The following is a 13,730-nucleotide window of genomic DNA, read 5'->3' on the forward strand; positions in this document are numbered from 1 at the left end:
GCGGCGGCGATCTGCGCCGCGGGCGTCATCGTCGCGATGGCGCATCTTCAGGGGGCGCTGCACCTCGTGACGATGCTCGCGATTCTTGGTGGGGTCGGCGGATCGGTGATCATGGCCGGGTTGTTGATGGGGCTCGTCTTCCTGAGTTCGGGCAGCGGCCATGACGAGGACGTGACTCGGATCGACTAGCCGTCCGGGCGATGCGCGCGGCCGAGCGATGACACGAAAAAGGCCGGTACCGCAGCGTCGCGATACCGGCCTTTTTCGATTTTGCCGTCTGGCGCGACGGTCAGCCCGCCTCGACCTCGTCGGTGGCGACGCGGACGCGACGGCGGCGCGGCTTTTCCGCGGCTGCGCCGTCCGCCGAGGCGTCGGCGGCCGGTGCGGGTGCCGACGCCGAAATGCCGAGCGATGGCGGCAGGCGATCTGCGTCGAATGCCGCGGGTGCGGCATCGTCCGTGGCGACCGGCGCGTCGAGACTGCGGTCGCGACGCGGGCGACCACGACGGCGGGGCTGCTCCTCGCCCGAACCGTCCGACGCGGGCGCCGGGGCGCTCGCGGTCGCGACGTCGACCGGCTCGACCATGGACTGCGGCGCGGACGACCGGTCATCGGGCGTGGCGGCGTCGGGCGTGACCGGTGTTACGCTGCGGGCGGCGACCTCTTCCATGCGCTCGCCCTGCTGCTCGGACTCGGCCTGGACCGGCCGCGCGGCGCGTGGCGTGCGACGGATGGTGTCGCGGCGCGGGGCATCGCGATAGTCGTCACGGCCCTGGTTTTCGCGGGGCTGGCTCTCGCGCTGCTGGGCCTGCTCGTCACCGGGCTGCTCGTCGCGCGACTGCGTCGTCCGCGGGCCGCGGGCCTCGCCACGCTGACCGTCGTTACGCTGACCATCGCTGCGCTGACCCTCGTTGCGGTTCGCTTCGTAGCGTGGGCGATCGTCGCGCTGCGAGCGGTCGTCACGGCCCTGGTTTTCCCGGCCCTGGTTCTCACGGGGCGCGCGGGCGTTGGAATACTGGCCATTGGACTGGCCGCCATTCGCCATCGCCGCCTGATCGCCGGATCCCTGCTGGCCGTGCTGCTGCCCATGCTGCTGCCCGTTTTGCTGGCTGCCCTGCTGCTCGCCCGAGCGGATCGGTTCGCCCTCGTCGCCATAATCGTCGTCGCCGTCGAGATCGAACGGCTGCTGGCGACGCGGCTGCTGCTGCGCCTGGGGCTGGCTCTCTTCGAAGCGCGCGCGGGTCTCGCTCAGCACGCGGAAATAATGATCCGCGAACTGGAGATAATATTCGATGTTGACGCGGTCGCCCTGCATCTGCGCGTCGCGCGCCAGGTTCTTGTACTTCTCGTACAATTGGCTCGCGTTGCCGCGCGCGCGGCTGTCGATGCGGTTGCCGGTGTCGCGGCCACCCTGGCCACCCCCACCGCCGCCGCCCTGACGTTGACCGCCACCGCCGCCACCGCCGCCATTATTATTGTTGCCACGACCGCGACGGCGGCCGGCTTGCCGGTTGTTGATCAAGCTTGTGTCCTCAGTCGTCGAACCAAAATCTGGTCGTGCTCCGAAATGCGGTGCAAACCCCCCGCCGCGCACCGATGACGATGCGTCGGACTTGCCAGGGCCGCCGGACTGCAGCGACTTTAAGGCGAAGGATGCGGGTCAACGCTCAAAAACGACCAAGTTGTCGAGATTGCGTGCCCCTGCCCACGTGATAGCGGCCCGGAAGGGCCTCCCACAAGCGAAATATGCGGCGGCAGGCCATAATCGTCAAGTCGCGCCGGTCATCGCGCGAGCAGGACGCGCGGGTTTCCGCCATAATCATGATGTAGCGCAACGTGCAGCCCCGCCGCCTCGAGCAGCGCCGAGACCGGTCCCGCCTGCGTCGCGCCGATCTCGATCACCGCCGCGCCGCCGGGTGCGATCAGCGCGGGGAGCTGCGTCGCGAGGATCCGGTAATCGTCGAGCCCGTCCGCACCTGCGAACAGCGCCGCGTGCGGTTCGTGATCGCGGACCTCGGGCGGCAGCGTCTCGGCGGTACCGATATAGGGCGGGTTGGCGAGGATCAGGTCGAACCGCCCCTCGATCGCGTCCGCCCAGTTACCGCGCAAAAACTGCGCACGGTCCGCCATCCCCAGCGCCGCCGCATTGGCGCGCGCATAGCCGAGCGCCTCCGCCGAAAAGTCGATGCCGAGACCGCGCGCGGGCCATTCGTCGAGCGCGGCGAGCAGCAGCGTGCCGGGGCCGGTGCCGAGATCGAGGATGGTCGCGGGCGCACCGCCGGCAAAATGCGCCTGCGCGGCGATCAGCAGCGTCTCGCTGTCGGCGCGGGGCACCAGCGCCCCCGGCCCGACCGCGAGATCGATCGACCAGAAGCCGCGCGTGCCGGTGATATAGGCGATCGGCTCATGCCGCAGACGGCGCTCGACCAGCGCCGCGAAACCGGCGGGAACGGCGTAGCGGTCGGGATCGAGCAGGATCGCGTTCCGCTCGACGCCCAGCGCGTGCGCCATCAGCAGTTCGGCGTCGAGGCGGGGGGTGGCGGAGAAGGCGAAGCGCGCGGCCGCCGTGGCGAGGGCCTGACTTACCCCCCCGCCCGCTTGCGGGAGGGGGTTGGGGGGTGGGCTCGCGCTCACCGCGGTCGCACCGTCGGCGATGTGTCGAACAACTCCAGTGCCCCGCCCGTTTGGAACCGGCCGCGCGCCCACCCCCCGGCCCCCTCCCGCTTGCGGGAGGGGGGGAAGAAGGCAACCTCAGCCATCCAGCTGCGCCAGCCGGTCCGCCTCGTCCTGCGACACCAGCGCACCGATCAGCTCGCCCATATCGCCCGCGACGATTTCCGGCAGGCGGTGCAGCGTCAGGTTGATGCGGTGATCGGTCACGCGGCCTTGCGGGAAATTATACGTCCGGATCCGCTCCGATCGATCGCCCGACCCGACCATCGATTTGCGCGCGCCCGCGCGCTCGGCATGCAGCCGGTCGCGCTCCGCCTCGTAGAGCCGCGTCCGCAGCACGCGCAAAGCCTTGGCCTTGTTCTTGTGCTGCGACTTCTCGTCCTGCTGGATCACCGTCAGCCCGGTCGGGATGTGCACGATCCGCACGGCAGAGTCGGTCGTGTTGACCGACTGACCGCCCGGCCCGGACGAGCGATAGACGTCGATGCGCAGGTCCTTGTCGTCGATCTTGACGTCGACCTCCTCAGCCTCGGGCAGCACCGCGACGGTCGCCGCCGAGGTGTGGATCCGGCCGCCCGCCTCGGTCGCGGGCACGCGCTGGACGCGGTGGACGCCGCTCTCGAACTTCAGCTTCGCGAACACGCCCTGCCCCGTGACGCTGGCGACGACTTCCTTGAAGCCGCCCGCGTCCGACGACGATCCCGAGATCATCTCGACCCGCCAGCCCTGCGATTCGGCATAACGCTGGTACATCCGGAACAGGTCGCCAGCGAACAGCGCCGCCTCGTCGCCGCCGGTCCCGGCGCGCACCTCGAGCATCGCCGAGCGCTCGTCCGCGGAATCGCGCGGCAGTAACGCGAGCGCGAGCTTGCGGTCCGCGGTCTCGAGCAGCGTGCGATTCTCGTGCAATTCCTCCGACGCCATCGCGCGCAGTTCGTCATCGGCATCCTCGGCCATGAAGGCGAGGCTTTCGGCCTCCTGCCGCAGCCGTCGCACCTCGGTGGCGGCCTGCGCGACGGGTTCGAGCTCGGCATATTCCTTCGACACCGCGACGAAGCGATCCGACGGCAGGTCGCCGGTCGACATCAGCGCCTGCAACTCGTCCCGCCGCGCCTCGATTGCGCGGATGCGGTCCGGGGAGATCTGGGTCATGCGGACGCTCCCTCCTGCGTCATCCCAGCGAACGCTGGGATCCAGGGTGACCGGGCGCAGCCTTCATGGCGCTGGATCCCGGCCTGCGCCGGGATGACGGGGAGGCTCAACGCAGCGCCTCCGCCAGATCGGCGAACGCGACCTCGGTCTGCGTGCCGGTCGCGAGCGCTTTCACCGCGCCCACGCCCTTGGCGAGCTCGTCATCGCCAAGGATGATCGCGAACCGCGCGCCGAGCGCATCCGCCTTCGCCATCCGCGCCTTCATCTTGCCCTTGTACGCCATCTCGACCGCCACGCCCGCACGGCGCAGATCCGCGACGATGCCGGTCGCGCGTGCTTCGGCCGCGGCACCCATCGGCACGACCACCGCGTCGATCCCCGCCGCCGCCGGCTCGTCGAGCAACATCGCCAGCCGTTCGACGCCCGCGGCCCAGCCGACACCCGCCGTCTCGGGCCCGCCCAGCGACCCGATCAACCCGTCATAGCGCCCGCCGGCCAGCACCGTCCCCTGCGATCCCAGCCGATCGGTCACGAACTCGAACGCGGTGTGGCGGTAATAATCGAGCCCGCGCACCAGCCGCGCATTGCGCTCCCACGCGACGCCCGCGGCATCGAGCCCCGCAGTCACCGCGTCGAAGAACGCGCGCGCCTCGGGCGTCAGATACGCGTCGATATCGGGCGCGCTGTCCGCGATCGGGCGGTCCTTCGGGTCCTTCGAATCGAGGATCCGCATCGGGTTCTTCTCGAGCCGGGTCAGGCTGTCTTCGGAGAGCTCGCCGCGATGCGCCTCGAAATGCGCGACCAGCGCCGCGCGCCATGCCTCGCGCGTCTCGGCATCGCCCAAAGTGTTCAGCTGCAACGTCACGCCGTCGGCAATGCCGAGTTCGCGCAGCAACTGGTCCGCCAGCACCAGCAGCTCGACATCCGCCGCGGGTTCCGCCGCGCCGATCACCTCGGCGTCGATCTGGTGGAACTGCCGGAACCGCCCCTTTTGCGGGCGTTCGTAGCGGAACACCGGGCCGCTCGTCGTGATTTTCAGCGGCGCGAACTGCTGCCAGCCCTCGGTCAGATAGGCACGCGCGATGCCCGCGGTGAATTCGGGCCGCAGCGTCAGCGAATCTCCGCCGCGATCCTCGAACGTGTACATCTCCTTCGACACGACGTCGGTCGTCTCGCCGAGCGAGCGCGCGAACACCGCGGTGGATTCGAACACCGGGATGTCGATCCGCTGAAAGCAATAGAGCGCGCGCACGCGTTCGAAGGTGCTGAGAACATGCGCGAAACGGCGCTGCTCGTCGCCGAAGATGTCCTGAGTGCCGCGGATGCGACGCGGGGTTTCTGTTCTGGCCATGATGCGCGCGTATCTAGGCGACGTGCCCGCGAAGCGCTAGCGCCGTCACATGAGCAACGACGTCCGCTATTGGGGGCTCGGCCGGCGCATCGCCCCGCCGCGCTTCGTGCTGTTTGCATGCGTCTTCGCGATCGGCCTCGTCGCGCTGATCCCCCGACTGGGGCTGGGCCGCGGCACGATGGCGGCGTTCGATATCGCCGCGGTCCTGTTCCTCGCCACCGTCGCGACCTTGTTCGGCAACGCCACCGCGGAGCGGATGCGGCGCTATGCGGACGAGAACGACGCCAACCGCGCGGTGCTGCTCGCGTTCAGCGGGACGATCCTGATCGTCGTGCTCGTCGCGGTGGCGAAGGAATTGCAGGGCAAGACCGATCTCGTCGCGGTCCTGATCTCGGTCACGACCCTGGTGCTCGCCTGGCTGTTCTCGAACATGGTCTACACGCTGCATTACGCGCATCTGTTCTACAGCGACGCCGCGGATGGCAGCGACGCGGGCGGGCTGGACTTCCCCTCCTGCGCCGAGCCCGATTACTGGGACTTCGCCTATTTCGCCTTCACGCTCGGCATGACCTTCCAGACCTCCGACGTCGAGATCACGTCGCGGCGCGTGCGCAAGGTCGCATTGGGCCAGTGCATGGCCGCGTTCGTCTTCAACATCGGCGTGCTCGCCTTCACCATCAACGTGCTCGGCAGCAGCTGACCCTGCCCCTTCCGTCATCCTGACGAAAGTCAGGATCCAGAGCCATAAACACCACCGCCCGTAACCCTGGATCCTGACGTTCGTCAGGATGACGGCGCATGTGGCAAAGCGCGACGCACCAAACGCCTGCGACGCGAAACTATACCCCCCGGCAAAGGGCTGGACGACTGCCCTTTCTGCCGCTTACACCTTGACCATCGTCTCTCTGCCGGAAGGCCTTTTCCTTGATCCGCAAGCTTCTCGTCGCATCCCTGCTCGCGTCTGCACTTCCCGCGGTCGCGCAAGTCCCCGCCGGCAACACCGCACCACAGCCGGTGCCGTTCGTCGACACGATCCCCGCCGCACAGGACACGCCCTATCCCGGCACGATCCTGCTCGACATCGACGCGACCGATACCGAGCGCGGCATCTTCCGCGTCAAGGAGACGATCCCCGTCGCCAAATCGGGCAAGATGGCGCTGCTTTTCCCGAAATGGCTGCCCGGCAACCATGCGCCACGCGGCGAGATCGAGAAGCTCGCCGGGCTGGTGATCCGCGCGAACGGCCGGATCCTGCCCTGGACGCGCGATCCGGTCGACGTCTACGCCTTCCACATCGACGTCCCCGCGGGCACCAAACAGCTCGACGCGACCTTCCAGTTCATCTCCGCGACCAAGGCGGACCAGGGCCGTGTCGTCATGACCCCGACGATGATCAGCCTCCAGCCGAACTCGGTCAGCCTCTATCCCGCCGGCTATTATACGCGTCAGATCCCGGTGAAGATGACCGTCACCTACCCGACCGGCTGGACCGCCGCGGGTGCGGTCCCCGCCAAGGTCTCGGGCGCGACCTATGCCTATGACCGGACCAATTACGAGATCCTCGTCGATTCGCCGATCCTCGCGGGCAAATACGGCAAGGTCTGGCCTTTGAGCCCGAAGGTCGACCTCAACGTCTTCGCCGACACCCCCGACCAGCTCGCCGCCAAGCCCGAACAGATCGACGCGCACAAGCGGCTCGTCGACCAGGCCGCGCGCACCTTCGGCGCCGAGCATTATGATCACTACGAGTTCCTGCTCTCGATCACCGACCAGCTCGGCGGGATCGGGCTCGAACATCATCGCAGCTCGGAAAACGGCGTCCGCCCCGGCTATTTCACCGAATGGGAGACGGGCGCGTCGGCGCGCAACCTGTTGCCGCACGAATTCACGCACAGCTGGGACGGCAAGTTCCGCCGCGGCGCCGACCTGTGGACCCCCGATTTCCGCACGCCGATGCGCAACTCGCTGCTCTGGGTCTATGAGGGCCAGACGCAGTTCTGGGGCTATGTGCTCCAGGCGCGCTCGGGTCTGGTCAGCAAGCAGGACACGCTCGACGGCTATGCCTCGATTCTGGGCACCTACGACACCGCGCAGGGTCGCCAGTGGCGCCCGCTGATCGACACCACCAACGATCCGGTCATCTCGTCGCGCCGTCCCAAGGGCTGGACCAGCTGGCAGCGGTCGGAGGATTACTACAATGAAGGGCTGATGGTCTGGATGGAGGTCGACGCGATGCTCCGCCAGAAGTCGGGCGGCACCAAGTCGATCGACGATTTCGCGCGAGCCTTCTTCGGCATCCGCAACGGTGACTATGGCGAGGTCACCTATACGTTCGACGACGTCGCCAAGACGCTCAACGGGATCCTGCCCTATGACTGGGCCGGCTTCCTCAACACGCGGCTGACCGAGACGGGCAAGCCCGCGCCGATCAACGGCTTTGCGATGAACGGCTACAAGCTGGTCTATGGCCCCGTGCAGAGCCCGTATCTGAAGCAGGCGGAGAAGAGCCGCGGCACCGATGTCAGCTATTCGCTGGGCTTGGTGATGAACAAGGACGGCGTCGTGACTGCCTCGATCTGGGACAGCCCCGCGTTCCGCGCCGGGATCGACGTCGGCACCGAAATCGAGGCGGTCAACGGCGAGTCCTACTCGTCGGACCGCATGAAAGCGGCAATTCTGGCGGCCCAGGGCACAAAGCTGCCGATCCGTCTGACTGTAAAAAACAACGAGCGATTCCGCGACGTCTCGCTCGATTACCATGACGGCCCGCGCTATCCGCGGCTCGAGAAGGTCGGTACAGGTGACGGCGGACTGGACAAGTTGCTGATGCCGCGCTGACAGTTCCGATATTTTTCCGGTGCCGGCCGCCTCCCCAAGGGGAAGCGGCCGGCACCGCCATTTCTGAAAGGACCGCCATGCGTATCGACCTCATCCCGACGGGCAAGAACCCGCCCGAAGACCTGAACGTCATCATCGAAGTCCCGACCGGCGGCGAGCCCGTGAAGTACGAGTTCGACAAGGCATCGGGCGCGCTGTTCGTCGACCGCATCCTGCACACGCCGATGCGCTACCCCGCGAACTACGGCTTCGTGCCGCACACGCTCAGCCCCGATGGCGACCCGCTCGACGCGCTCGTGATCGCGCGCTCGCCGTTCATCCCGGGCTGCGTCGTCCGCGCGCGCCCGATCGCGGTGCTCAACCTCGAGGACGAGGCCGGCGGCGACGAGAAGCTCGTCTGCGTCCCCGTCAACGACGTGTTCCCCTATTATTCGAACGTCGGCGGCCGTGCCGACGTGCCCGAGATCGTGTTCGAGCAGATCGAGCATTTCTTCACCCACTATAAGGACCTCGAGAAGAAGAAGTGGGTCCGCGTCGGCAAGTGGGGCGATGCCGAGGAAGCCAAGCGCATCACGATCGAGGCGATCGAGCGCTACGAAGAGGCCAAGAAGCAGGGCGACGAGCCCATGAACGCGGACGACGCCGCAGGCCGCTGATCACAAGCGACCGAAGTCGAAGCGGCGCGCACCCGGCGCGCCCTTCGACTGCGCTCAGGGCGAACGGGGCCGCGAAACACCAAACCCCGTTCGTGCTGAGCGAAGTCGAAGCACCTGCCCCGCCCTTACGGCGCCGGCCGCTCCGCCTGCGCTTCCGCCAGATACAGCGAGAACAACCCCGCCGGATCGGTCCACTCGCGGATCGGCGTCCACCCGCCCGACCGCAACAGGATCCGCGCATCGCGTGACCCGTATTTGTGGCTGTTCTCGGTGTGGATCGTCTCGCCCGCGGCGATATCGAACGGCCGCCCCTCGATCGTGAATGCGGCGTCGCGCTGCGCCTCGAGATGCATCTCGATCCGCGCGCGGTCATCGTTCCACACCGCCTTGTGCCGGAACGCCTCGACCGGCACGTCGGCGTCGAGCTCGCGGTTGATCCGCTCGAGCAGGTTCATGTTGAACGCCGCGGTCACGCCCTGCGCATCGTCATAGGCGGGGACCAGCACCGCCGGATCCTTGATCCGGTCCATCCCGATCAGCAGCATCGCGCCAATCCCGAGCGACGCGCGCATCGCCTTCAACAGGTCGACCGCCATCAGCGGGATCATGTTACCGATCGTCGACCCCGGAAAGAAGCCGAGCTTGGGCGTGTCCGCGATCGTCTTCGGCAATGCCAGCGGCCGCATGAAATCCGCCTCGAACGGCAGGACCAGCAGCTCGGGGAACTGCGCCGCGAGCACGCGCGACGATTCGCGCAGGAAATCGCCCGAGATATCGATCGGCACATAGACCGACGGCGCCACCGCGCTCAGCAGGATCGGCGTCTTGCTCGACGACCCCGACCCGAATTCGACCACCGCACGTCCTGCACCGGCAATCTCGGCGACCTCGGGACAGGCGGTCTCGAGGATCGAGCGCTCGGTCCGCGTCGGATAATATTCGGGCAGGTCGGTGATCGCCTCGAACAGCTCCGACCCGCGCCGGTCATAGAACCAGCGCGCCGGAATCGCGCGCGGCCGCCGTTCCAGCCCGGCGAGCACGTCCGCCCGGAAGGCGGGATCGGCCAGGCTCTGCTCGCCGTCTTCGATTTCACGCTTCAACATCAGATATCCTTGGCGAGCCGGACGCCGGTGAACTGCCAGCGCTGGTGCGGGTAGAAGAAATTGCGGTAGCTCGCGCGCGCATGGCCGCGCGGCGTCGCGCAGCTCCCGCCGCGCAGCACGAACTGTCCGCTCATGAACTTGCCGTTATACTCGCCGACCGCACCCTCGACCGCGCGGAAGCCGGGATAGGGCCGATAGGCGCTCCCCGTCCATTCCCAGACGTCGCCGAAAAAGGCCGGGTCGCCGGCGCGTGCCGGCCGCGGCTCGACCGGGCCCGCCGCATCCATCTGATTGCCGCCATCGCCGGCATAGTCCGCCGCGACGGCCTCCCATTCGGCCTCGGTCGGCAGCCGCGCGCCCGCCCAGCTGGCATAGGCGTCCGCCTCGTAGAAACTGACATGCGTCACCGGCGCGGCGGGATCGATCGCGCGCCGCCCGTCGAGCCCGAACCGCGTCCAGCCCCCGTCGCGTTCTTCCCAGTACATCGGCGCGACGATGCCCTCCGCCTTCACCCAGGCCCAGCCATCGGCGAGCCAGTGGCGCGGCTCGCTATAGCCGCCATCGGCAATGAACGCCGCCCATTCGCCATTGGTCACCGTCCGGTCGGCGACCGCGTGGCGCGCGAGCAGCGTGTCGTGCCGCGGCGTCTCGCAATCGAACGCGAAGCCGTCGCCGTCATGCCCCATCCGCGCGATCCCGGCGTCGCGTTCGATCCAGCCGATCGCGCCCGGCATCTCGACCGGCACCTTGCGCGGCGCAGCCCAGACTGCGGGCTCGAGGGGATTTTCCGAAAACAAATGGAGGATGTCGGTCACCAGCAATTCCTGGTGCTGCTCCTCGTGATGGCAGCCGAGCGCCACGAGCTCGCGCGCCGCCTCGGGCAGATCGGGCAGAGCCGCGACCAGCGCCGCATCGACATGCGCGCGGTAGGCGCGGACCTCGTCGAGCGTCGGCCGCGTGGTCATCCCGCGCCGGTCGCGCGCATGCCGCCGGCCCTCCGCCTCGTAATAGCTGTTGAACAGGAACGGGAAGCGTTCGTCGTGCAGCCGGTAGCCGGCGACATGATCGCGCAGCACGAACGTCTCGAAGAACCAGCTGGTATGCGCCAGATGCCATTTGGTCGGCGACGCGTCGGGCATCGACTGCACCGTCGCATCCGCATCCGACAGCGGCGCGGCCAGCGCGATCGACAGATCGCGCACGGCAGCGAAGCGCCGACCGAGCGCGTCCGTGTCAGGCAGGGTCGTGGGATTATGGGTGGGGACGGGGTTCGGCATCGACTGTCCTCGTGCGGGCGATGCACGCGGCACGGCCCCTTATAAAAGGATGCAGCGATACGGAGCGCTATCCGCGCGTTGCCCCCGGTCGCCAAAGAACGTCGCTCGCCCCGTTTTGGTTCACCGCACGCGCGGCGACGAACAGGAAATCCGACAGGCGGTTAACATACGCTAATGCCAATGGATTGATCGGGTCGTCGACCGCGACCACCGCGCGCTCGGCGCGGCGCGTGATCGCGCGCGCCAGATGCAGCGCCGCGGCGCCCGGCGATCCACCCGGCAGGATGAAGCTGGTCAGCGGCGCCATCTGCGCGGTCATCGCGTCGATCTCGCCTTCGAGCCGCTCGACCTGCGAACCGATGATCCGCAGCGTCATTTCCGACGGCGCGAAATCCTCACCCGGCGTCGCGATGTCCGCGCCGAGATCGAACAGGTCGTTCTGGATCCGCTCGAGCGCTCGGCCAAGCGGATGATCGCCCAGCGCCACCGCGGCCACGCCGATCGCGCTGTTCGCCTCGTCGACATCGCCGATCGCCTGCATCCGCGGGCACGCCTTGGACACGCGCGACCCGTCGACCAGCCCCGTGGTCCCCGCGTCGCCGGTCCGCGTGTAGATCTTGTTCAGCTTTACCATGACGTTACGCCCTTCGGGCTCAGGTCCGGCCCGCGGCGAACAGGATCAGCACGACGATCAGGATCGCGATCGCCTGGAAGAAGATGCGCTGCTGCATCATCCGGTTCGATTTCAGCGACGCGGCGCTCGGCCCCCCGTCCTTCACCTGCGCCGACTGGTCCTGCAGGAACGTCACCACCCCGCGCACCAGAGCAACGAGCGTCGCGATCATCGCCGCGATCAGGAGGATGACGAGGAAGGTGTTCATGACGACAATCTAGGCATGCGCGCCCCGCCCCGCAATGGCCGTTCCGCCGGTCGTCGGACAAGCCTCGAAACGGGCGGAATTCTACGCTGACAGCCTCGATCTTCCCGGCTAGCATCGTGACAAATGGGGGAATGAGTATGCGTAACGGACGGATCGGCGCCAGCCTGGCGATGCTGGCTATGTTGAGTGCGTGCGGCGGAGACTCCGGCGCGGTGTCGGGATCGACCGGCGGTACGCCCGGGGTGTCCACCCCGACCACCGGCACGACCACCCCGACGACCGTCGCGGGGTGCAGCCTGCGCGAGCGGCAGGACTGGGCAGCGGCGCAGCTGCGCGAATGGTATCTGTTCCCCGAGACGCTGCCCGCCAGCCTCGACCCGACACCCTATACGACCGTCGACGCCTATATCGACGCGCTGACCGCGACCGCGCGCGGCCAGCGCCGCGACCGCTATTTCACCTATCTGACGTCGATCAAGGAGGAGGACGCCTATTATGAGGCCGGTTCCAATGCCGGCTTCGGCTTCCGTCTCGGCATCGATGGCAGCGGGCGCCGTGCCTATGTCATCGAATCCTTCGAAGGCGGCGCCGCGTTGGCGGCGCAGGTCGATCGCGGTGCCGAAATCGTCGCGATCGGGACCAACGCCAACACGCTGCGGACCGTCAGCGCGATCTTCGCCGCAGAGGGTAGCGCGGGCGTCTCGACCGCGCTCGGCCCGGACACGGTCGGCACCAGCCGCGTGCTGCAGATCCGCGACGCGCAGGGCACGCGCGACATCACGCTGACGAAGACCGATTTTGCGCTGCTCCCGGTCTCGAGCCGCTACGGCGCAAAGGTCATCGCCGATGGCGGGCGCAACTATGGGTATATCAACCTCCGGACGTTCATCTCGACCGCCGACCCCGCGCTGCGCGCCGCCTTTGCCAGTTTCCGCGCGCAGAACGTCACCGATATCGTCATCGACCTGCGCTATAATGGCGGCGGGCTGATCTCGATCGCGGAGCTGATGACCGACCTGCTCGGTCGCAACCGCGCGACCTCCGAAGTCTCGAGCTACACGACCTTCCGCACCGAAAAATCCGCCAACAACACGACGCGCTTCTTCGCGCCGCAGCCCGAATCGATCGCGCCGACGCGCGTCGCGTTCATCGGCACGGGCGGGACCGCCTCGGCGAGCGAACTCGTCATCAACGCGATGATCCCGTATCTGCACAGCGCTGCCGGGCTGATCGGCACGAACACCTATGGCAAGCCCGTCGGCCAGATCGGGCTCGACCGCGCCGCCTGCGACGACCGTCTGCGCGTGGTCGCGCTGTCGACGCAGAACGCCGCACGCCAGGGCGCCTATTATGACGGGCTGGCCGGCACGGTCGAGGCGAGCTGCCGGGCCGAGGACGATATCCGCTATCCGCTCGGCGACCCGCGCGAAGCCTCGACGCGGCAGGCGATCGACTTCCTCGCCGGCCGCAGCTGCCTGCCCGTCACCGCGACCGCGGCGACCGCGTCGGCCCGCACCAGCACGCCCACGCCGACGACCGACCTCCCCACGCGCGCGCTGCTCATCCCCGACCACCCCACCACCCCGCAACGCGAAGTCCCCGGCCTCTATTGACCCGCCCGGCGCGACGGGGCCGGGTCACCCCACCCACCCCGTCACCCTGACGAAAGTCAGGGCCCAGAGCCAAACACGCCGCACCCCGTAACCCTGGATCCTGACCTGCGTCAGGATGACGAGGGGCATGGCCAGCGCCCCACCGCCCCACCCGTCATCCTGACGAAAGTCAGGATCCAGAGCCGA

The 13,730-nt window shown here is 68.0% G+C and carries 13 protein-coding genes (1 of these 13 only partly in view); 5 read left to right on the forward strand and 8 right to left on the reverse strand.

The annotated features are described in order from the left end of the window. On the forward strand, nt 1-189 hold the 3' portion of the coding sequence (locus J3A66_RS09470) for a hypothetical protein (protein ID WP_031394022.1). Its footprint begins 102 nt before the window's first position; only the last 189 of its 291 coding nucleotides appear in the window; its start codon lies off the left edge, out of view; its stop codon occupies nt 187-189. 100 nt (nt 190-289) lie between these two features. On the opposite strand, the gene J3A66_RS09475 is transcribed toward J3A66_RS09470, so the two are convergent. The 4 genes from J3A66_RS09475 to hisS form a co-directional block, all read right to left on the reverse strand. Further along, complete coding sequence (locus tag J3A66_RS09475) at nt 290-1,522, reverse strand: DUF4167 domain-containing protein (protein ID WP_209568472.1); 1,233 nt, start codon at nt 1,520-1,522, stop codon at nt 290-292. Between the two features lie 260 nt (nt 1,523-1,782). After that, a complete protein-coding gene (gene prmC / locus J3A66_RS09480; RefSeq protein WP_209568475.1) occupies nt 1,783-2,634 on the reverse strand; it encodes a peptide chain release factor N(5)-glutamine methyltransferase in 852 nt (283 codons plus the stop codon). Nucleotides 2,635-2,751: 117 nt separating this feature from the next. Next, a complete protein-coding gene (gene prfA / locus J3A66_RS09485; protein ID WP_107045050.1) occupies nt 2,752-3,825 on the reverse strand; it encodes a peptide chain release factor 1 in 1,074 nt (357 codons plus the stop codon). Nucleotides 3,826-3,931: 106 nt separating this feature from the next. Continuing rightward, nucleotides 3,932-5,176: a histidine--tRNA ligase gene (gene hisS, locus J3A66_RS09490; protein WP_107045049.1), complete on the reverse strand. Its 1,245-nt coding sequence runs from the start codon at nt 5,174-5,176 to the stop codon at nt 3,932-3,934. A 49-nt stretch (nt 5,177-5,225) separates the two neighbouring features. Here hisS and J3A66_RS09495 point away from each other — a divergent pair, with 49 nt between their 5' ends. From J3A66_RS09495 to ppa, 3 genes are all read left to right on the forward strand, one after another. Next, a complete protein-coding gene (locus J3A66_RS09495) occupies nt 5,226-5,876 on the forward strand; it encodes a DUF1345 domain-containing protein (RefSeq protein ID WP_037531656.1) in 651 nt (216 codons plus the stop codon). Nucleotides 5,877-6,100: 224 nt separating this feature from the next. Beyond that, nucleotides 6,101-8,014 carry a M61 family metallopeptidase gene (locus tag J3A66_RS09500; RefSeq protein ID WP_107931320.1) on the forward strand — a complete coding sequence of 638 codons (1,914 nt, stop codon included), beginning with the start codon at nt 6,101-6,103 and terminating at the stop codon, nt 8,012-8,014. A 77-nt stretch (nt 8,015-8,091) separates the two neighbouring features. Further along, complete coding sequence (gene ppa / locus J3A66_RS09505; RefSeq protein WP_031393175.1) at nt 8,092-8,670, forward strand: inorganic diphosphatase; 579 nt, start codon at nt 8,092-8,094, stop codon at nt 8,668-8,670. Between the two features lie 125 nt (nt 8,671-8,795). Here the strand turns inward: ppa and egtD are convergent, their stop codons facing one another. The 4 genes from egtD to J3A66_RS09525 all read right to left on the reverse strand — a co-directional run bounded on the left by egtD (nt 8,796) and on the right by J3A66_RS09525 (nt 11,931). Then, nucleotides 8,796-9,773: an L-histidine N(alpha)-methyltransferase gene (gene egtD / locus J3A66_RS09510; RefSeq protein WP_192141161.1), complete on the reverse strand. Its 978-nt coding sequence runs from the start codon at nt 9,771-9,773 to the stop codon at nt 8,796-8,798. Further along, the gene (gene egtB, locus J3A66_RS09515; RefSeq protein ID WP_209568477.1) at nt 9,773-11,050 is read right to left on the reverse strand and encodes an ergothioneine biosynthesis protein EgtB; all 1,278 of its coding nucleotides are present in this window, start codon (nt 11,048-11,050) and stop codon (nt 9,773-9,775) included. The genes egtD and egtB overlap by 1 nt, the downstream gene beginning before the upstream one ends. Before the next feature lie 67 nt (nt 11,051-11,117). Further along, the gene (locus J3A66_RS09520; RefSeq protein ID WP_031395689.1) at nt 11,118-11,684 is read right to left on the reverse strand and encodes a cob(I)yrinic acid a,c-diamide adenosyltransferase; all 567 of its coding nucleotides are present in this window, start codon (nt 11,682-11,684) and stop codon (nt 11,118-11,120) included. Between the two features lie 19 nt (nt 11,685-11,703). Continuing rightward, complete coding sequence (locus J3A66_RS09525; RefSeq protein WP_031395690.1) at nt 11,704-11,931, reverse strand: twin transmembrane helix small protein; 228 nt, start codon at nt 11,929-11,931, stop codon at nt 11,704-11,706. A 137-nt stretch (nt 11,932-12,068) separates the two neighbouring features. Here J3A66_RS09525 and J3A66_RS09530 point away from each other — a divergent pair, with 137 nt between their 5' ends. Continuing rightward, a complete protein-coding gene (locus tag J3A66_RS09530; protein WP_244180484.1) occupies nt 12,069-13,544 on the forward strand; it encodes a S41 family peptidase in 1,476 nt (491 codons plus the stop codon). The last annotated feature ends 186 nt before the right edge of the window (nt 13,545-13,730 follow it).

It is taken from the genome of Sphingomonas sp. PvP018 (assembly GCF_017876865.1).
Taxonomy (GTDB): domain Bacteria; phylum Pseudomonadota; class Alphaproteobacteria; order Sphingomonadales; family Sphingomonadaceae; genus Sphingomonas; species Sphingomonas aerolata.

What these genes read in the sequence shown, in the direction of transcription:
- prfA (WP_107045050.1), bottom strand. Translation starts at nt 3,825, where the DNA reads ATGACCCAGATCTCCCCGGACCGCATCCGCGCAATCGAGGCGCGGCGG.
- hisS (WP_107045049.1), bottom strand. Translation starts at nt 5,176, where the DNA reads ATGGCCAGAACAGAAACCCCGCGTCGCATCCGCGGCACTCAGGACATC.
- J3A66_RS09495 (WP_037531656.1), top strand. Translation starts at nt 5,226, where the DNA reads ATGAGCAACGACGTCCGCTATTGGGGGCTCGGCCGGCGCATCGCCCCG.
- ppa (WP_031393175.1), top strand. Translation starts at nt 8,092, where the DNA reads ATGCGTATCGACCTCATCCCGACGGGCAAGAACCCGCCCGAAGACCTG.
- egtD (WP_192141161.1), bottom strand. Translation starts at nt 9,773, where the DNA reads ATGTTGAAGCGTGAAATCGAAGACGGCGAGCAGAGCCTGGCCGATCCC.
- egtB (WP_209568477.1), bottom strand. Translation starts at nt 11,050, where the DNA reads ATGCCGAACCCCGTCCCCACCCATAATCCCACGACCCTGCCTGACACG.
- J3A66_RS09520 (WP_031395689.1), bottom strand. Translation starts at nt 11,684, where the DNA reads ATGGTAAAGCTGAACAAGATCTACACGCGGACCGGCGACGCGGGGACC.
- J3A66_RS09525 (WP_031395690.1), bottom strand. Translation starts at nt 11,931, where the DNA reads ATGAACACCTTCCTCGTCATCCTCCTGATCGCGGCGATGATCGCGACG.
- J3A66_RS09530 (WP_244180484.1), top strand. Translation starts at nt 12,069, where the DNA reads ATGCGTAACGGACGGATCGGCGCCAGCCTGGCGATGCTGGCTATGTTG.